General features: G+C 70.2%; 20 protein-coding genes. 4 read left to right on the forward strand and 16 right to left on the reverse strand.

Annotated elements, in window-relative coordinates:
• Nucleotides 1-28: 28 nt before the first annotated feature.
• The 6 genes from RCP38_RS09990 to hisD are packed head-to-tail and all read right to left on the reverse strand — an operon-like array spanning nucleotide 29 to nucleotide 5,331.
• On the reverse strand, nucleotides 29-844 hold the full coding sequence (locus tag RCP38_RS09990) for an inositol monophosphatase family protein (protein WP_308476995.1): 816 nt from the start codon (nucleotides 842-844) through the stop codon (nucleotides 29-31).
• A gap of 6 nt (nucleotides 845-850) precedes the next feature.
• Nucleotides 851-1,591, reverse strand: a complete 741-nt coding sequence (gene priA / locus RCP38_RS09995; protein ID WP_373692507.1) for a bifunctional 1-(5-phosphoribosyl)-5-((5-phosphoribosylamino)methylideneamino)imidazole-4-carboxamide isomerase/phosphoribosylanthranilate isomerase PriA — start codon at nucleotides 1,589-1,591, stop codon at nucleotides 851-853.
• A 20-nt stretch (nucleotides 1,592-1,611) separates the two neighbouring features.
• A complete protein-coding gene (hisH, locus tag RCP38_RS10000; RefSeq protein ID WP_308476996.1) occupies nucleotides 1,612-2,241 on the reverse strand; it encodes an imidazole glycerol phosphate synthase subunit HisH in 630 nt (209 codons plus the stop codon).
• On the reverse strand, nucleotides 2,238-2,846 hold the full coding sequence (gene hisB, locus RCP38_RS10005; RefSeq protein ID WP_308476997.1) for an imidazoleglycerol-phosphate dehydratase HisB: 609 nt from the start codon (nucleotides 2,844-2,846) through the stop codon (nucleotides 2,238-2,240). The genes hisH and hisB overlap by 4 nt, the downstream gene beginning before the upstream one ends.
• Nucleotides 2,843-3,994, reverse strand: a complete 1,152-nt coding sequence (locus tag RCP38_RS10010; protein ID WP_308476998.1) for a histidinol-phosphate transaminase — start codon at nucleotides 3,992-3,994, stop codon at nucleotides 2,843-2,845. Before RCP38_RS10010 ends, hisB begins: the two co-directional genes overlap by 4 nt.
• Entirely contained in the window at nucleotides 3,991-5,331 is a 1,341-nt protein-coding gene (gene hisD / locus RCP38_RS10015; RefSeq protein ID WP_308476999.1) for a histidinol dehydrogenase, read from the reverse strand. The genes RCP38_RS10010 and hisD overlap by 4 nt, the downstream gene beginning before the upstream one ends.
• Before the next feature lie 65 nt (nucleotides 5,332-5,396).
• Here hisD and RCP38_RS10020 point away from each other — a divergent pair, with 65 nt between their 5' ends.
• Nucleotides 5,397-5,807, forward strand: a complete 411-nt coding sequence (locus RCP38_RS10020) for a nitroreductase family deazaflavin-dependent oxidoreductase (RefSeq protein ID WP_308477000.1) — start codon at nucleotides 5,397-5,399, stop codon at nucleotides 5,805-5,807.
• A 14-nt stretch (nucleotides 5,808-5,821) separates the two neighbouring features.
• Here the strand turns inward: RCP38_RS10020 and nadC are convergent, their stop codons facing one another.
• Genes nadC through nadA form a run of 3 tightly spaced genes read right to left on the reverse strand, consistent with a single transcriptional unit; the run spans nucleotide 5,822 to nucleotide 9,299 of the window.
• Nucleotides 5,822-6,679 carry a carboxylating nicotinate-nucleotide diphosphorylase gene (nadC, locus tag RCP38_RS10025; RefSeq protein ID WP_308477001.1) on the reverse strand — a complete coding sequence of 286 codons (858 nt, stop codon included), beginning with the start codon at nucleotides 6,677-6,679 and terminating at the stop codon, nucleotides 5,822-5,824.
• On the reverse strand, nucleotides 6,676-8,250 hold the full coding sequence (locus RCP38_RS10030; RefSeq protein ID WP_308477002.1) for an L-aspartate oxidase: 1,575 nt from the start codon (nucleotides 8,248-8,250) through the stop codon (nucleotides 6,676-6,678). The genes nadC and RCP38_RS10030 overlap by 4 nt, the downstream gene beginning before the upstream one ends.
• Complete coding sequence (nadA, locus tag RCP38_RS10035; RefSeq protein WP_308477003.1) at nucleotides 8,247-9,299, reverse strand: quinolinate synthase NadA; 1,053 nt, start codon at nucleotides 9,297-9,299, stop codon at nucleotides 8,247-8,249. The genes RCP38_RS10030 and nadA overlap by 4 nt, the downstream gene beginning before the upstream one ends.
• A gap of 45 nt (nucleotides 9,300-9,344) precedes the next feature.
• On the opposite strand from nadA, the gene RCP38_RS10040 reads away from it, so the two are divergent.
• Complete coding sequence (locus RCP38_RS10040) at nucleotides 9,345-10,037, forward strand: NUDIX hydrolase (RefSeq protein ID WP_308477004.1); 693 nt, start codon at nucleotides 9,345-9,347, stop codon at nucleotides 10,035-10,037.
• Between the two features lie 43 nt (nucleotides 10,038-10,080).
• Nucleotides 10,081-11,418 carry a lipase family protein gene (locus tag RCP38_RS10045; RefSeq protein ID WP_308477005.1) on the forward strand — a complete coding sequence of 446 codons (1,338 nt, stop codon included), beginning with the start codon at nucleotides 10,081-10,083 and terminating at the stop codon, nucleotides 11,416-11,418.
• On the opposite strand, the gene RCP38_RS10050 is transcribed toward RCP38_RS10045, so the two are convergent.
• From RCP38_RS10050 to bioB, 3 genes are all read right to left on the reverse strand, one after another.
• Complete coding sequence (locus RCP38_RS10050; protein WP_308477006.1) at nucleotides 11,384-12,040, reverse strand: DUF2567 domain-containing protein; 657 nt, start codon at nucleotides 12,038-12,040, stop codon at nucleotides 11,384-11,386. The two genes, RCP38_RS10045 and RCP38_RS10050, sit on opposite strands and share 35 nt — an antisense overlap.
• Before the next feature lie 90 nt (nucleotides 12,041-12,130).
• Nucleotides 12,131-12,370, reverse strand: a complete 240-nt coding sequence (bsaP, locus tag RCP38_RS10055; RefSeq protein ID WP_308477007.1) for a biotin synthase auxiliary protein BsaP — start codon at nucleotides 12,368-12,370, stop codon at nucleotides 12,131-12,133.
• The gene (bioB, locus tag RCP38_RS10060) at nucleotides 12,370-13,383 is read right to left on the reverse strand and encodes a biotin synthase BioB (RefSeq protein ID WP_373692489.1); all 1,014 of its coding nucleotides are present in this window, start codon (nucleotides 13,381-13,383) and stop codon (nucleotides 12,370-12,372) included. Before bioB ends, bsaP begins: the two co-directional genes overlap by 1 nt.
• Before the next feature lie 33 nt (nucleotides 13,384-13,416).
• Here bioB and RCP38_RS10065 point away from each other — a divergent pair, with 33 nt between their 5' ends.
• Complete coding sequence (locus tag RCP38_RS10065; protein WP_308477009.1) at nucleotides 13,417-13,992, forward strand: TetR/AcrR family transcriptional regulator C-terminal domain-containing protein; 576 nt, start codon at nucleotides 13,417-13,419, stop codon at nucleotides 13,990-13,992.
• Here the strand turns inward: RCP38_RS10065 and RCP38_RS10070 are convergent.
• The 4 genes from RCP38_RS10070 to RCP38_RS10085 are packed head-to-tail and all read right to left on the reverse strand — an operon-like array spanning nucleotide 13,989 to nucleotide 17,673.
• Entirely contained in the window at nucleotides 13,989-14,501 is a 513-nt protein-coding gene (locus RCP38_RS10070) for a 2'-5' RNA ligase family protein (protein WP_308477010.1), read from the reverse strand. The genes RCP38_RS10065 and RCP38_RS10070 overlap by 4 nt on opposite strands.
• Nucleotides 14,502-14,504: 3 nt before the next feature.
• Nucleotides 14,505-15,185 (reverse strand): dethiobiotin synthase, encoded by a 681-nt coding sequence (gene bioD / locus RCP38_RS10075; protein ID WP_308477011.1) that lies wholly within the window; start codon nucleotides 15,183-15,185, stop codon nucleotides 14,505-14,507.
• Complete coding sequence (locus RCP38_RS10080) at nucleotides 15,182-16,339, reverse strand: 8-amino-7-oxononanoate synthase (RefSeq protein WP_308477012.1); 1,158 nt, start codon at nucleotides 16,337-16,339, stop codon at nucleotides 15,182-15,184. The genes bioD and RCP38_RS10080 overlap by 4 nt, the downstream gene beginning before the upstream one ends.
• A 41-nt stretch (nucleotides 16,340-16,380) precedes the next feature.
• Complete coding sequence (locus RCP38_RS10085) at nucleotides 16,381-17,673, reverse strand: adenosylmethionine--8-amino-7-oxononanoate transaminase (protein ID WP_308477013.1); 1,293 nt, start codon at nucleotides 17,671-17,673, stop codon at nucleotides 16,381-16,383.

Raw genomic sequence — 17,673 nt, forward strand, 5'->3', positions numbered from 1 at the left:
CCTCGCTGAACCGCTGTGTCGATCCATCTCAGTAGTCTCCCGGTGGGCCGGCTTGTTCGAGGATGTCGAGGATCTGCGCGTGCACCCCGGGCGCGGCGGCCATCGCCGAATCCGAGTGCGCCGTCCAGGCCGCACCGGCCAGATCGGTGACGATGCCACCCGCCGCGCGGATCATCGCGACACCGGCGGCGTGGTCCCAGATGTGGTGTCCGAAACTGATTGCGCCGCCCAGCGTCCCGTCCGCGACGTAGGCCAGATCGATTCCGGTGGCGCCGTGCATCCTGGGCCGTGAGGTCACTCGGCTGAGCCGATCGAGCACCGCCATCCGATAGCGCCCGGGGAACCGACCCCGCCAGTCGACGTTGAACGTGCCGATGCCGACCAGGGAATCGGCCAGATCAGCCGGCTTCAACTGCGGCTGTGCCACCCCGTTGCGGAGCAGCGGGCCGCCCGCCACCGCGGTGTAACGCTGGTCGGCGAACGGCAGCCAGGTCAGTCCCGCAACCGGCTCGCCGTCGCGCAGCAGACCCAACAACATGGCCGCCATGGGCGATCCGGCGGCGTAGTTGAAGGTTCCGTCGATGGGGTCCAACACCCACACCAACGGTGAATCGATGGGCGGACCGCCGAATTCCTCGCCGTGCACGCCGATCCCGGTCTCGGCCACCAGGGCTTCGGTGATCTGGCGCTCCAGGGCCAGATCCACCTCGGTGGCGAAATCGTTGTTGCCCTTACGAACCGCCGAGTCCGCACGGTGACCGGCCAGGAAGGGCTCGGCCGCGACATCGAGGACCTTGGACGCCGTGGTGACCAGGGCGTCCAGATCCGCGGTGTCCAGTGCCATGTCGGCCTACTTCCGCACCGACGACAGCGCCTCGGGCAGGGTGAACCGGCCGGCGTACAGCGCCTTGCCGACGATCGCACCTTCCACGCCGCGACCCACCAGGGTGGCGATCGCGCGCAGGTCGTCGAGGCTGGACACCCCGCCGGAGGCGATCACCGGTGCGTCGGTGCGATCGGCGACCGCACCGAGCAACTCCAGGTTGGGGCCGCCCAGCGTCCCGTCCTTGGTGACGTCGGTGACCACGTAGCGCGAGCAGCCCTCGCGGTCCAGGCGTTCCAGCACCGGCCACAGGTCACCGCCGTCGGTCTCCCAGCCGCGGCCGCGCAGCCGGTGGATGCCGTCCGGGTGGTTCGGGTCGATCTGGACGTCCAGGCCGACGGCGACCTTCTCGCCGTGTTCGGCGATCGCGCGCGCACACCACTGCGGGTTCTCCAGCGCGGCCGTGCCCAGATTCACCCGCGCGCAACCGGTGGCCAGCGCCGCCGCCAGCGACTCGTCGTCGCGGATACCGCCGGACAGCTCCACCTTCACGTCGAGACGCCCGACCACGTCGGCCAGCAGTTCCCGGTTCGAGCCGCGACCGAAGGCGGCGTCGAGGTCCACCAGGTGGATCCATTCCGCGCCGTCCCGCTGCCAGCCCAGTGCGGCGTCCAGCGCCGAGCCGTACTCGGTCTCGCTGCCGGCCTTGCCCTGGACCAGACGTACCGCACGCCCGTCGACCACATCGACGGCGGGCAACAGAACCAGTGCCTTGTTCACGGACGTACTCACAGTGCCTCCACCCAGTTACTCAACAGTGTCGCCCCGGCATCCCCACTCTTTTCGGGGTGAAACTGGGTGGCGGCCAACGGCCCATCCTCGACAGCCGCCAGGAACGGTACCCGATGGGTCGCCCAAGTCACCAAAGCCTGCGGGCTGCCCTCCCAGCTCTGCGCGGCGTAGGAGTGCACGAAGTAGAACCGGGTGTCGGCGTCGAGGCCGGCGAACAGGGTGCTGCCGGCCGCGGCGTCCACGACGTTCCAGCCCATGTGCGGGATCACCGGGGCGTCCAACCGGGTGACCGCGCCCGGCCACTGGGCGCAGCCGGCGGTGTCCACCCCGAACTCGACCCCGTGGGCGAACAGGATCTGCATACCCACGCAGACCCCGAGCACCGGCGCACCGGCCCGCACCCGCTCGGCGATGATCTGGTCGCCGTCGACCCGGCGCAGACCGGCCATGCACGCCGCATAGGCCCCGACGCCGGGAACCAGCAGGCCGTCGGCGGCCACAGCGGCTTCGGCGTCGGAGGTCACCTCGACCTGGGCGCCCACCCGCTGCAGTGCCCGCTGAGCGGAGCGCAGGTTCCCGGAGCCGTAGTCCAGGATCACCACCCGACGCTTGGCCGCACCGCTCACAGGGCGCCCTTGGTGGACGGCACCCCGGAGACGCGGGGATCGGGTTCGACGGCCTGCCGCAACGCCCGGGCCACCGCCTTGTACTGGGCCTCGGTGATGTGGTGCGGGTCGCGCCCGTAGAGCACCCGCACGTGCAGGGCGATGCGCGCGTTCGATGCCAGCGTCTCGAACACGTGCCGGTTGATGACGGTGTGATAGGGCACCTGGGACCCGGCGATCGTGGTGTGCACCAGGTGGTCCGGTTCGCCGGTGTGTACGCAGTAGGGTCGCCCGGACACATCCACCGCGGCGTGCGCCAGCGTCTCGTCCATCGGGATGAAGGCATCGCCGAAACGACGGATGCCCTTCTTGTCGCCGAGGGCCTCGCCGAGTGCCTGGCCGAGCACGATCGCGGTGTCCTCGACGGTGTGGTGGGCTTCGATCTCGACGTCGCCTTTGGCGCGCACCGTCAGGTCGAAGCTGGCGTGGCTGCCCAGGGCGGTCAGCATGTGATCGAAGAACGGCACCCCGGTATCGATGTCGACGATCCCGGTGCCGTCCAGGTCGAGCTCGACGGTGATGTCGGATTCACGGGTGGCGCGTTGCACCCGGGCACGGCGAGTCATGAGGCTCCTTGTTGCTTCTGGTCGGCCAGTTCGGTGGCCGCGAGTCGTCGACTGGCGGTCAACAGCGCGTCGTTCTCCTCCGGCAGCCCGGTGGTGGCCCGTAAATATCCGGGGATGCCGACATCGCGGATCAGGATGCCGGCGTCGAGGTAACGCTGCCAGGTTGTCGGCGCGTCGGCGAACCGGCCGAACAGCACGAAATTGGCGTCGCTGGGGATGACGTGAAAACCCATCCCCGACAACGCCGCCGAGACCCGGTCGCGTTCGGCGATCAACTGCGCGACACTGCCGAGGGTGTCGTCGGCGTGGCGCAGCGCCGCTCGAGCGGCGGCCTGGGTCACCACCGACAGGTGATAGGGCAGGCGCACCAGCAGCATCGCGTCGATCACCGCGGGCGCGGCGATCAGGTAGCCGAGTCGGCCACCGGCGAACGCGAACGCCTTGCTCATGGTGCGGGTGACGATCAGCTTCGTCGGGTAGTCGGCGATCAGGGCGATCGCGCTGGGCTGCGAGGAGAATTCCCCGTAGGCCTCGTCGACGATCACGATCCCGGGCGCCACGTCGAGTAGGCGGCGCAGTTCGGCCAACGCGATGCTCTGCCCGGACGGGTTGTTCGGGGACGCCACGAACACCACATCGGGGTGGTGCTCGGCGATGGCGGCGCCGGCCACCTCGACGTCGAGGCCGAAGTCGGTGGCCCGGTTGGCCGCCAGCCAGCGGGTCTGGGTGCCGTCGGAGATGATCGGGTGCATCGAGTACGACGGGACGAATCCGAGGGCGCTGCGGCCCGGTCCGCCGAACGCCTGCAGCAGTTGCTGAAGGATCTCGTTGGACCCGTTGGCCGCCCACACGTTGTCGGTGCTCACCTCGACCCCGGTCTGCCCCGTCAGATAGCGGGCCAGATCGGCGCGCAGCGCCACCGCGTCGCGATCGGGGTAGCGGTGCAACTCCGCGGCGACCTCGCGTACCGAATGAGCCACGTCGTCGATGAGTGCAGCACTGGGCGGATGTGGATTCTCGTTGGTGTTCAACCGCACCGGAACCTCCAGTTGCGGTGCGCCATAAGGTGATTTGCCGCGGAGGTCATCGCGCAGCGGAAGATCCGCCAAGCTGATCTCAGCGCCCGGCCGGGTGTCGGTACCGGTCACTGTTCGAACCTCCTCCGGACCGCCTCGCCGTGTGAGGGCAGGTCCTCGGCTTGGGCCAGTGCGATCACGTGCCCGCTGACGTCTTTGAGTGCGGCCTCGCTGTAGTCGACGACGTGGACGCCGCGCAGGAAGGTCTGCACCGACAGGCCGCTGGAGTATCGGGCGCTGCCGGCGGTCGGGAGCACGTGGTTGGAACCCGCGCAATAGTCGCCCAGGCTGACCGGTGCGTAGGAGCCGACGAAAATCGCTCCCGCGGAACGGATTCGTCCCGCCACGGTGGCGGCGTCGGCGGTCTGGATCTCCAGGTGTTCGGCCGCGTAGGCATTGACGACCCGGATGCCGGCCTCGATGTCGTCGACCAGTACGATCGCCGACTGCGGACCCGCCAGCGCGGTCTCCACCCGCTCCCGGTGCACCGTGGTCTCCAATTGGGCCGCCACCTGCCGGTCGGTGGCATCGGCCAGTTCCGGGCTGGTGGTGACCAGCACGCTGGCCGCCATCTCGTCGTGCTCGGCCTGACTGATCAGGTCGGCGGCCACGTGGGCGGGGTGCGCGGTGTGGTCGGCCAGGATGGCGATCTCGGTGGGGCCGGCTTCGGCGTCGATGCCCACCTGCGAACGGCACAGTCGTTTGGCGGCGGTCACATAGATGTTGCCGGGCCCGGTGATCATGTCCACCGGAGCCAACTCGGCGCCGTCGGTATCGGTGCCGCCATAAGCCAGCAGCGCCACCGCCTGCGCGCCGCCGACCGCCCAGACCTCGGTCACCCCCAGCAACCGGGCCGCGGCCAGGATCGTCGGGTGCGGCAGGCCGTCGAAGGCGGCCTGCGGCGGGCTGGCGATGACCAGGGAATCGACTCCGGCGATCTGGGCCGGTACGACGTTCATCACCACGCTGGACGGATAAACCGCGTTGCCGCCGGGAACATAGAGGCCCACCCGCTCGACCGGAAGCCAGCGTTCGGTGACGGTGGCGCCCGGTGCCAGTGTGGTGGTGGTGTCGGTGCGGCGTTGGTCGGTGTGCACCGCGCGCGCCCGGGCGATGGCCACCTCCAGTGCGGCGCGTACCGCGGGGTCCAAGTCGGCCAGCGCGGACTCCAGCGCCGTGCCCGGCACCCGCACCGCGGCCGGCCGGACACCGTCGAAGGACTCCCCGTATTCCAGGGCCGCCGCGGCCCCGCGCCCGGCCACCGCTTCGACGATCGGGCGCACCTTCGGCAGCACCGACTCCACGTCCACCCCGCCACGCGGCAGGACGGCGCGCAGTCGGGCGCTGGAGTGGTTCGCGCCGCGCAGATCGATGCGCGACAGCAGCGGGGGGTTGCTCACGTCGTCCATTCTCCCAGAGAGCTTCAAGTCGATTTCGCAGCGCCGGGATGACCCGCCGGGACTAGCCTGGAGCCATGGCCAGTGACAAAGGCGCCGAGAACTCGTCCACCCTGCCTGCGGTGTTCCCCGCTTGGATGGACCGGCTGCAGATCAAGTACATGAATCCGGTGGTCAAGCCGCTGTCGAAGTTCATTCCCGGGGCGTCGGTGATCAGCCACCGGGGGCGTAAGTCCGGCAAGGTCTATTCGACCGTGGTGACCAGCTACCGCAAGGGCGACATGCTGGCGATCGCGCTCGGCCACGGCAGAACCGACTGGGTCAAGAACGTGCTGGCCGCCGGGGAGGCCGACATCCGGTTGTTCCGCCGCGAACTGCACCTGACCAATCCGCGCATCGTGCCGGCCGGTTCCGATGACCGTTCGCTGCCGTTCGCACTACGGCTGCAGAACCGCAAGGTCGCGGTGCTGGTCACCGATATCGGCTGAGCCCGCCGCCCGTCCTACATATCCAGGCCGATGTCGAGCACCCGCACCGAATGCGTGAGTGCTCCCACCGCGAGGTAGTCGACTCCGGTGGCGGCATAGGCGCCCGCGCTGTCCAGCGTCAAGCCGCCGGAGGACTCCAGCAGCACTTCCGGAGCCCGGGAATCGCGGCGCTGCACCGCCATCTGGGTCTGCCAGACCTCGAAGTTGTCCAGCAGCACCAGTTCGGGGTTCTCGGCGAGCACCTCGTCGAACTGCTCGAGTGAGTCCACCTCCACCTCGCAGGGCACCTCGGGCGCGGCGGCCCGGACCGCCCGCAGTGCGGCGGCCACCGAGCCCGCCGCGGCGACGTGGTTGTCCTTGATCAGGGCGGCGTCACCGAGCCCCATCCGGTGATTCACCCCGCCGCCGACCCGCACCGCGTACTTCTGCAATACCCGAAGGCCCGGAAGGGTTTTGCGGGTGTCCCGGATACGTGCCGAGGTACCGTCCACGGCGTCCACCCAGGCCGCGGTGGCGGTGGCGATCCCCGACAGATGGCAGACCAGGTTGAGCATGGTGCGTTCGGCGGTGAGCAGACCGCGGGTGTCGGCCTGCAGCCGCAGCACCGGCTGACCGGCCGCCACCCGGGTACCGTCGGCCACCTGCTCGAGCACCCGGTACCCGTCGGCACCCAGTACCTCGTCGAGCACCAGCCGCGCGATGTCCATCCCGGCGAGCACTCCCGGTACCCGGGGCACCATGGCGGCCTCGGCGACCGCATCGGCGGGAACCGTGGCGGCGGTGGTGACGTCGGGCCCGTACCGCAGATCCTCGTCCAGGGCGCGAGCGACGACCCGACGCGCCTCGTCGAGCTCGGTCGGGGAAAGCTTCACGATGCGACCTCCGCGGGTGTCTCCAGCGCGACGGCCCCGTCGCGTAACCGAACTGTCGAACTGCTGGCCTGCCGGGCGGCGGCCGCCGGGTACTCGGCCCGGTGGTGACAGCCGCGGCTCTCGGTACGTGCGGTGGCGGCGGCGGCGACCACCCCGGCGGCCAGGGTCAGCGCGGCGGCCTCGGCCCCCGCCCGATCGTCGACGGGTCGCCTGCCGGCGCCCGACAGCAGCTCGCTCAGCCGTGCCAGCCCCGATGCATCGCGCACGACGGAAGCATCGCGGGACATCGCCGCCTGCAGGATCGACCGGTCCAGCGCGGGTCGGGTGACCGCCTCCGGCAGCGCGGCTCGGGTGCGGCCCGCCGCTGCGGCGTGCGCGGCTGCTGCGGTCCCGGCTCGGCCGCCGACCACCAAGCCCTCCAGCAGACTGTTGGAGGCGAGTCGGTTCGCTCCGTGCATGCCGGTGCGCGCCACCTCACCGGCGGCGAACAGTCCGGGCAGTGCGGTACGCCCGGTGACGTCGGTGACGACTCCCCCGCAGCTGTAATGCGCGCCCGGAACCACCGGAATCGGTTGGGAGACCGGGTCGATGCCGGCTTCTCGACAGGCCGCGGTGACGGTCGGGAAACGGTCGGCGAAGGCGTCGATCCCCCGCGCGTCGAGAAATGCGCAGTCGTCGCCGCTTTCGCGTAATCGGGCGTCGATGGCGCCGGCCACCACATCACGCGGCGCCAGGTCCCCCATCGGGTGTACCCCGTCGGTGATCGATGCCCCGCGGGCGTCGATCAGTTTGGCGCCCTCCCCGCGGACCGCCTCGGTGATCAACGGCCGGCGCCCGCCGGCGGCACCGCCGAACAGCATGGTCGGGTGGAATTGGATGAATTCCAGGTCGCTCACCTCGACGCCCGCCCACAACGCCAGGGCCACCCCGTCGGCGGTGGCGCCGCCGGGGTTGGTGGTGGCCCGGTAGAGGTGCCCCAGCCCGCCGGTGGCCAGCACCACCGTCGGGGTGTGGATCACCCCGATCCCGTCGGCGTTGGCCACCAGTACACCGGTGACGCCACCGCCGTCGTGCAGGATCTGCAGCACCGCGTGGCCGCCCCGGACATCGAGTGCGCTCGCGGCACGGTTCAACGCGCGTTGCACCTCGGCTCCGGTGGCATCGCCCCCGGCGTGAATGATGCGGCGCCGTGCGTGCCCACCCTCACGGGTCAGCGCCCAGTTCCCGTCCGGGCCCAGATCGAATCGTGCCCCGGCGTCGGCGAGATCTCGGACGGCCCGATAGCCGTCGGCCACGATCGAGGTCACCGCGGCGCGGTCACACAGCCCACCGCCGGCGGCCATGGTGTCGGCGACGTGCGCCTCGACCGAATCACCGGTGCCGGGCAGGACCACCGCGATGCCGCCCTGGGCGAAGTGCGTCGCGGTCGAGGCCGAACCGGCAGCCGATTTGCTCAGTACCAGCGCATCGCGTCCGGCACGCTGTGCGGCCAAGGCCGCGGCCAGTCCTCCGACACCGGTTCCGATGACGACGACGTCCGCCCGCTGTTGCCAGCCGGGAGCAGAGCTCACTGGCTGACCGGCACGGAGTGTCCGATCGAGATCATCCGCTGCACGCTGCGCGCGGCCCGCTGCGCGGTCTCGGGGTCGACGTGGATCTCGTCGGCGCCCACGGTCAGGCACCGCAGCAGGGCCGCCGGGGTGATCATCTTCATGAACTTGCAGGCGGCTTTTCGGTTGACCGCTTCGAAATCGACCTGCGGCGCGGCTTTGCGCAACTGGTAGATCATGCCGACCTCGGTGGCGACCAGCACCTTGCGTGCCCCGGTGCGCCCGGCCTCCTCGAGCATGCCTCCGGTGGAGAGGATCTTGACCTGGTCCTCGGGGAAATGCCCTTCGCCGACCAAGTACAACGACGATGTCGCACAACCACATTCGGGGTGCACGAACAATTCTGCGTCCGGGTTGGCCCGCGCCTTCTCCTCGAGTTCGTCGCCGTTGATGGCGGCGTGCACATGGCATTCACCGGCCCAGATGTGCAGATTCTGACGCCCGGTGACCCGTTTGACGTGCTGCCCCAGGAACTGATCGGGAAGGAACAGCACCTCGCGGTCGGGATCGATCGCGTTGACCACGTCGACGGCGTTCGACGAGGTGCAGCAGTAGTCGGTCAGCGCTTTGACCGCCGCCGTGGTGTTGACGTAGGAGACCACCACCGCGTCGGGATACTCGTCCTTCCAGGCCTGCAGTTCCTCGGCGGTGATGGAATCCGCCAGCGAGCACCCCGCCCGCACATCCGGCAGCAACACCGTCTTGTCCGGGGACAGAATCTTGGCCGTCTCGGCCATGAAGTGCACGCCGCAGAAGACGATGGTGTCTTCGTCCGCGGTCGCCGCGATCCGGGCGAGTGCCAGCGAGTCCCCCACGTGGTCGGCGATGTCCTGGATCGCCGGCAGTTGGTAGTTGTGCGCGAGGATCGTCGCGTTGCGCTCTTTTTTCAGCCGCTGGATCTCGGCGATCCACTCCTCATCAGCCTCGATACCGCTGTAGCCGGCGGGCGAATCAACAATGCGGTCGGCCAGGCTGCTCGCCCGGACGCCGGCGCCGGTGAGGGTGGTCATGGGTGACTCCTTCTCAAAACGGGTTTTCGACTTACAATCGAAAACATGGTTCATACTAACACCGCGCATGAAGTGCTCACCGTGGTCTTCCAGGTTGGCGGCCTCGACGACCGTCGGCCGCGGCTCAACGTGCTGCTGTGGCAACGCGCACTGGAACCGCAGGTGGGCAGGTGGTCGCTGCCCGGTGGCCTGCTGCGCAACGACGAGGACGTGACCGCCTCGGCGCGCCGACAACTGGCCGAAAAGGTCGATCTACGTGAGATCGCCCACCTCGAGCAGTTGGCGGTGTTCTCCGATCCGCACCGGGTGCCCGGACCGCGCACCATCGCCTCGACGTTCTTGGGGCTGGTGCCCTCCCCCGCCGACCCCGAACTACCCGCCGACACCCATTGGCATCCGGTCGACGATCTCCCGCCGATGGCCTTCGACCACGCCCCGATGGTGGCGCACGCGCACAGCCGTCTGGTCGCCAAGATGTCCTACACGAACATCGGGTTCGGCTTGGCCCCAACGGAATTCATTTTATCGACGTTGCGGGACATCTACGGCGTCGTATTGGGCTACCAAGTCGACGCCACCAACCTGCAGCGGGTGCTGGTGCGTCGCGGCGTGATCACCCGCACCGGCACCACCGCCCGGTCCGGCCGCAGCGGCGGTCGGCCCGCGGCCCGCTATCGGTTCGCCGACTCCGAACTGCGGGTCACCGACGAATTCGCGGCGCTGCGACCCCCGGCGTGAGTCGGACTGGATTCTTAATGCCTTCTTAAGGGACAATGTCCGGGTGGATTTCGACAGCTTGGCCCGCGAAAATTCTGTCGAGTGGATCGGGCAGGCCCCGCACCAGGCGTTAAGCCCCGGTGCGCGGCCCCTGCTGGCCGGTGAAGATCCGTTCTACGAGCCACCGGCGGGCTTCCAGCACGCGGCACCGGGCACCGTGCTGCGCTCCCGTGATGTCGAGCTGGCGTTTTTCGGCCTGATTCCCCAGCGCATCCACGCCGTCCAGTTGCTGTACCGGACCACCGACCGCAACGACGTCGCGCAGGCCGCCGTGACGACGGTGCTGCTGCCCGCCGATCGTGAGCGGTCCCGCCCCTGCCCGATCGTGTCCTACCAGTGCGCGATCGACGCGGTCGACGGCCGCTGCTTCCCCTCCTACGCGCTGCGCCGGCACGCCAAAGGCCACGGGTCGTTCACTCAACTGGAATTCGTGCTGATCGCCGCCCTGCTCGCCCAGGGCTGGGCGGTGTCGGTCCCCGATCACGAAGGCCGCGACGGCCACTGGGGTGCGCCGTACACGCCCGGCTACTACATCCTCGACGGGGTACGGGCCGCGCTGTCCACCGAGCGGGTGGGCCTGCCGCCGCAAACCAGGGTCGGATTGTGGGGCTACTCCGGGGGCGGACTGTCCACCGCATGGGCGGCCCAGGTCGGCAACGACTACGCGCCCGAACTCGACATCGCCGGTATCGCGCTCGGCTCGCCGGTCGGCGACCTCGGCAACACGCTGCAACGACTGAACGGCTCGTTCTGGTCCGGCCTGCCCGCCTTGATGATCGCGGCGCTGGCCCGGGTCTACCCCGACCTCGACGACCTCATCGAGGAACACACGACCACCGAGGGACGGGCACTGCTTCGTTCCCTGGAGTCGACCACCACCGCCGCGGCGGTGCTGCGGCTGCATCACCGGTCGCTGGACTCCTACATCGACCAGCCGCTGGAACAACTGCTGGCGACCCCCGTGGTCCAGCATGTGTTCGACGACACCCGGTTGGGTGGCGCGGCGCCGGTACCGCCGGTGCTGATGCTGCAGGCGATCCACGACCAGGTCATCTCCGTCGACGACATCGACACCCTCGCGAAGGCGTACACCGCCGGCGGCTCCCGGGTGACCTACTACCGCGACCTGCTCAGCGAGCACGTGACACTGCATCCGTTGTCGGCGCCGATGGTGCTGGGGTGGCTGCGCGACCGCTTCGCCGACCGGCCGCTGCCGCCGGCGGCGGTGCACACCGGGCTGCCGGTGCTGCTGAACCCCAAGACCTACCTCGGATTGGCGAGTCTGGGCGCGGTGACCGTCCGGGTGGTCACCGGAGGGGTGCTACGCCGTCTTCGGCTCTGACCGCGGGCGGCGGCGGCACTCGGCGCGGCACCGGCTGAGCCGGATAGGCCCCGAGGTCGTCGCGGGCACACCACAGTGTGCAAAAGCCGTACAACAGCACCGCGGTCGCCGCCGGCAACAACAGTGTGATGGCCAACTGTGCCGGGGTGTTCCCGAGGAACACCGGCGGGCCGTCGACCACGTAGTGCACCCGGTGTTCGGGGCTCACCGGCGCGCCCTCGACATCGATCACACCGTAGCGACGGTGCACCAGCGCGCGGCCGGCCAGCGCGGCCGACACGGCCGCGGCGGTCAGTCCGGCCGACAGGCCGACGACCATCGCCGGGCCGCGGTGGGCCCGCCACTGCCAGGCGGCCGTGCCCGCCACCACCGCCAACATGGTCAACAATCCGAGCAGCAGAATCGGTGCGATGAAAAGGTTTTCGGCCTCGCTACCCAGCGCGGCCTGCACCCGTTCCCCGTTGCGCGCCAGCGCGACCACGCCGTGGACGGGTGGCGCGAACGACGCCCAGAACGCACCGATCGGCCCGCCGGTCAAAGCCAGGCCGAGAGCGAGCAGTAAGCAGGCGCGCAGCCGAGACATTCGCGGGGCGACCTCGCCGACCGGTGACTCCTGCACCACCTGCACCCACCTTCCGCTGCAACGGTCGTCCAACCCTACCGGGCCGATCGGAGCGGACCGCCCCCGAAGCAGCCTGATCGGGCGCCCCGGTTACCGCTGGGATTCCAGGTCGGTGGAGTCCACCAGCCCGTGCCGAGAGCACTTGGCCCACCAGCCGTCCGGGCGTACCTGGACCATCATCCGGCGGCCGCAGGCGGCGCAGAACCGGGGTGGCTCCAGGCCCAGCTGGGCGGCCGTGGGCACGGCGGCGCCGGCGGGATCGTCGACCTGCACGCCGGTATAGACGTTGTAACCCCCCGCACCCAGCGGAGCGGGCAGATCACGCACCATCACAGGGTCGCGTTGAGTGCCTTGATCGGCATCTGCAGATCGTTGAGCAGTTCCAGATCCGATTCGGCCGGCCGACCCAGCGTGGTCAGGTAGTTGCCGACGATGACGGCGTTGATGCCGCCCAGGATGCCCTGTTTGGCGCCGAGGTCACCCAGGGTGATCTCCCGTCCGCCGGCGAACCGCAGCATGGTGCGCGGCAGCGCGAGCCGGAAGGCTGCGACGGCACGCAGCGCGTCGGCGGCGGGCAGCACCTCCAGGTCCCCGAACGGGGTACCCGGGCGCGGGTTGAGGAAGTTCAGCGGTACCTCGTCGGGGTCCAGTTCGGCCAGGTCGGCGGCGAATTCGGCACGCTGCTCCAGCGTCTCCCCCATGCCCAGGATGCCGCCGCAGCACACCTCCATGCCGGCTTCGCCGACCATGCGCAGCGTCTCCCAGCGCTCTTCCCAGGTGTGCGTGGTGACGACGTTGGTGAAATGCGAGCGGGCGGTCTCCAGGTTGTGGTTGTAGCGGTGCACGCCCATGGCGGCCAGCTGGTCCACCTGTTCCTGGGTCAGCATGCCCAGCGAGCAGGCGATCTGGATGTCGACCTCGTTGCGGATGGCCTCGATGCCGGCCGCGACCTGCGCCAGCAGTCGCTCATCGGGTCCGCGCACGGCGGCCACGATGCAGAACTCGGTGGCGCCGGATTTGGCGGTCTGCTTGGCGGCCTCGACCAGGCTGGGAATGTCCAGCCACGCGCTGCGCACCGGCGAGGAGAACAATCCGGACTGCGAGCAGAAGTGACAGTCTTCGGGGCATCCGCCGGTCTTGAGGCTGATGATGCCCTCGACCTCGACCTCGGGACCGCACCAGCGCATCCGCACCTCGTGGGCCAGGGCCAGCAGCTCCTCGAGCCGGTCGTCGGGCAGTTGCAGTACTTCGAGAACCTGCTCCCGCCGCAACGCCTCACCGCGCTCCAGCACCTGTTCCCGGGCCAGTGCCAGGATGTCGTCGGTCACGCGTGCTCCCCTCAAGAACTTGAACGGTGTTCAGGTTAGGCTAGCGGGGTGCAGCTGCACAAACCTGACGTGGTCGCCGCGGCGGCCACCATCCTGGACGACTACGGCATCGCCGATCTGTCGATGCGCCGGCTGGCGCGCGAACTCAACGTCAGCCCCAGCGCGCTGTATTGGCACTTCGAGAACAAGCAGCAGTTGCTCGGTGCGGTGGCCGACCGCGTGCTGAGGCCCGCCTGCGAGGATCCCGGACCGGGAAGCTGGCAGTGGCGGATCCAGACGGTGGGCAGGCGTCTGCGGGATGCGCTGCTGTCCTACACCGACGGCGCGGAACTGGTCTCGGCGAGCCTGGCCGCCGGCCAATCCGAGGCGGCGATCCGCATCGTGGCACTCCTGGCCGATGCGGCGACGGCCGCCGGAGTACACCCCGATCAGGCCGGTCAGGTCGCCCGAACCGTCGTGTACTACGTCCTGGGGTTCACCGCCGATGAGCAGTCCCGGCTGCAGTGGGATGCGGCCGGGGCCGCCGAGATCACCCCCGAGGCGGATCCCGGTAGCGCATTCACCTTCGGGCTCGGGCTGCTGATCGACGGGCTGGCGTTGCGGGCGGCAGCCGGCGTCGGCTAAGCCCCGGTGATCGGGTATTGGGTACGGGTGTCACCGTCCCACCGCCGCAGCCCGGCGAATCGGCCCGCGATATCCGCGCTGCCGGCGATGCGTTGAGCCCGTCCCAACAGGTCCGTCCCCATCCGACGGGCCAGCGTGACGTGTGCGGTCCACTGGCCGGGCGCCACGTGGGCCAGCGGTGCCGGGGCGAGATACGGCAGACCGCGTCGGTAGGTCTCCCGGTGCAGTTCCAGCAGCGCCAGATTCGGCACCACCAGGCGCGCGAGGACACCGTGGGAACGGCCGAAGATCAGAGTCGCGCCCAGTGTGCAGGCGAGGGGAAGCCGATCGGCGAACTCGGCCAGCACGTCGTCGACCCGAGGATCGATGCGCTGGGCTACCGCGAGGGTGACGTGCGGCCGGGCTGCGGCCGCCTGGCCGGGTAGCCCGGCGGCGGCCAGGTCCGACCAGATCCGCCGGACGGTGGTCTCGGTCTCGTCGTCGAAGACCAGCTCGATCGAGTGGACCATGCCTCAGCCCGCCAGGGTGCGCACCCAGCCGGAGTCGAATGCGTCGGCACTCATCGCGGCGAAGGCCCCGGCGTCCAGCCCCGCCGCCCCCTCCGGCAGTGCGGCGCGCACCGGTGCCAGCCGTGCCAATGCCCCGCGGTTGTCCGCGGCGGCTGCGTCGGGCTGTGCGGGCCAGCTCCCGATCACCAGACCGGCACACGACAATCCCTGTCCGGCAAGGGCTTCCAGAGTCAATGCGGTGTGGTTGAGGGTGCCCAGACCGGCCCCGACCACAACCAGCACGGCGGCACCGAGGTCGACGGCCAGATCACGCAGGGTCACGCCGTCGGCGGCCAGTTCCACCAGCAGGCCCCCCGCACCCTCCACCAGGGTCAGTCGGTCCGGATGATCGGCGGCCCGGATCGCCGCCACCAGCTCCGCCCGGGTGGGCAACGGGCTCCCGGCCCGCTCCGCGGCGGCGACCGGTGCCAGCGGCTCCGGGTAGCGGGCCCCGCCGATCAGTGCCCGCACGCCGGAGAGTCGGCCGACTTCGGCCAGATCGTCGTCGCCGTCGGCGGTACCGGTCTGCACCGGTTTGCACACCGTGACTTCCAGACCCGACTGTCGCGCGGCGGCGGCCAGTGCGGCGGTGGCGATGGTCTTACCCACCCCGGTCCCGGTGCCGGTGACGACCAGGACGGTCATGACGACGGCGTGGTGTGTTCGCGCAGCACCGACGTCAGCACCCGGCGCGCCAACGCCAGGTCCTCGTCGGTCAGGGAGGCCCGGGCCGTCAACCGCAACCGCGACGTACCGGCCGGGACGGTGGGCGGCCGGAAACAGCCCACCCGCACACCGGCGTCGGAACAGGCGGCCGCCGCGGCCACCGCCGGTTCCGCGGCACCGATGATCACCGACACCACCGCGGATTCCGGTGTCTCGGCCACCCCGCAGATCTCGGCGAGCACACCGGCATGCCGCAGCACGTCGGTGGCGCGGGACGGTTCGGCGATCAGCACGTCGAGGGCGGCCGACGCGGCGCCGAGCGCCGCCGGTGCCAGTCCGGTGTCGAAGATGAACGTGCGGGCGGCGTCGATCAGGTGATCGCGGACCGCGACCGGGCCCAGCACCGCGCCACCCTGACTGCCCAGTGCCTTGGACAACGTGGTCGTCAGCACGATGTCGGGTGCCCCGGCCAGCCCGACCTCGTGGACCAGTCCCCGGCCGCCGTCGCCGCGCACACCCAGGGCGTGCGCCTCGTCGACGATCAGCACGGCGCCGTAGCGGCCGCAGACCTCGTGCAGTGCCCGCAACGGCGCCAGGGCCCCGTCGGTGCTGTACACCGACTCGGTCAGTACCACCGCGCGTTCCTCGGTGCGGGCGGCCAGCGCGGCGGCCACCGCAGCCACGTCGCGATGCCCGGTGACCACCACCCTGGCTCGGGACAGTCGGCAGGCGTCCACCAGCGATGCGTGACAGTAGGCGTCGGAGACCACCAGCGACCCCGGCCCGGACAGTGCGACCACCGCGCCGATATTGGCGGTGTAGCCCGACGAGAACACCAGGCCGGCCGGTGCGCCGACGAAATCGGCCAACCGCTGTTCGAACCGCTGGTGCAGTTCGGTGTTGCCGGTCACCAGTCGCGAACCCCCGGCTCCGCCACCCCAGGTCTGCAATGCGTCGATGCCGCCGGCGATGACGGCCGGATGGGTCGCCAGACCGAGATAGTCGTTGGAGGCCAGGTCCAGTTCGGGCGCCACCGCGGGCCGGACCCGCAGCGACCGCCGCAGGCCGTCTCGCCGGCGCTGCTGTTCCACCTCGGCCAACCAGGCCAGTGGCGACAGATCCGTGCGGGTCACGCGGCGCTCCCTGTGCTGTCTCGCGACGACTTGAACACCGTTCAGGTTAAGGCATGGACCACGTCGACCATCGCGGCACCGATCCGGGCCACCTCCCCGGGGGTGCAGATGTAGGGCGGCATCGCATACACCAGGTTCCGGAACGGGCGCAGCCACACCCCGTTGGCCACGGCGACCGGGGTGGCCAACGCCAGATCCACCGGCTCCCGGCACTCGATGACCCCGATCGCACCGCAGACCCGCACCTCGGCGACGCCGGGCAGGTCGCGGGCGGGTTCCAGTGCCGCCGTCAGGCCGCTCGCGATCCCGGACACCGCCGTCCGCCAGTCCTGGCCCAGCAGCAGTTCGGTGCTGGCCACCGAGACCGCGCAGGCCAGCGGGTTGGCCATGAAGGTGGGGCCGTGCATCAGGGCGCCGGCTTCGCCCCCGCTGATGGTGTGGGCGATCTCGGTACTGCACAGCGTCGCCGCGAGGCTGAGGTATCCGCCGGTGAGGGCCTTTCCGACGCACATGATGTCGGGGCTGACGCGGGCGTGGTCGGCGGCGAACAGCTCGCCGGTGCGGCCGAATCCGGTGGCGATCTCATCGAAGATCAGCAGTACCCCGTGCCGGGTGCAGGCGTCGCGCAGGTCGGCCAGGTAGCGCGGGTCGTGGAAGCGCATCCCCCCGGCGCCCTGGACCACCGGCTCGACGATCACCGCCGCCACCTCGTCACGGTGCTGCTCCAGCTGCGCCTCGAACGCCGCGCTGTAGGCGGGGTCGTAGTCGCGGGGCACCTGCGGGGCGAACAGCTGTGCCACCAGCACGTCCCGCCACAACGAGTGCATGCCGCCGCCGGGATCGCAGATGCTCATCGGCGTGAAGGTGTCACCGTGGTAGCCGCCGCGCCAGGTCATCAACCGGTGTTTGGCGGGCCGGCCGCGGGCCCGCCAGTACTGCAGCGCCATCTTCACCGCGACCTCGACCGACACCGACCCCGAATCGGAGAAGAAGACGGTGTCCAGCCCGACCGGGGTGATGTCGACCAGTAACTGCGCCAGCCGGGCGGCGGGTTCGTGGGTGAGACCGCCGAACATCACGTGGCTCATGGTGGCCAGCTGGGCGGTGACCGCGGCATCGAGTTCGGGGTGCCCGTGGCCGTGGATCGCGGTCCACCACGAGCTCATCGCGTCCAACACGTCGACCGGGGCACCGCCCACCGACAGGGTCAGGTATGCGCCGTCGGCGGCCAGCGCCACCGTCGGCACCGGGTTCTCGGCGCCGATGGTGCTGTAGGGGTGCCACAGGTGTGCGGTGTCGATGGCGCTGATCTGCTCGGGGCTCAACGCGGACAT

Source organism: Mycolicibacter sp. MU0083 (assembly GCF_963378075.1).
Classification (GTDB): domain Bacteria; phylum Actinomycetota; class Actinomycetes; order Mycobacteriales; family Mycobacteriaceae; genus Mycobacterium; species Mycobacterium kokjensenii.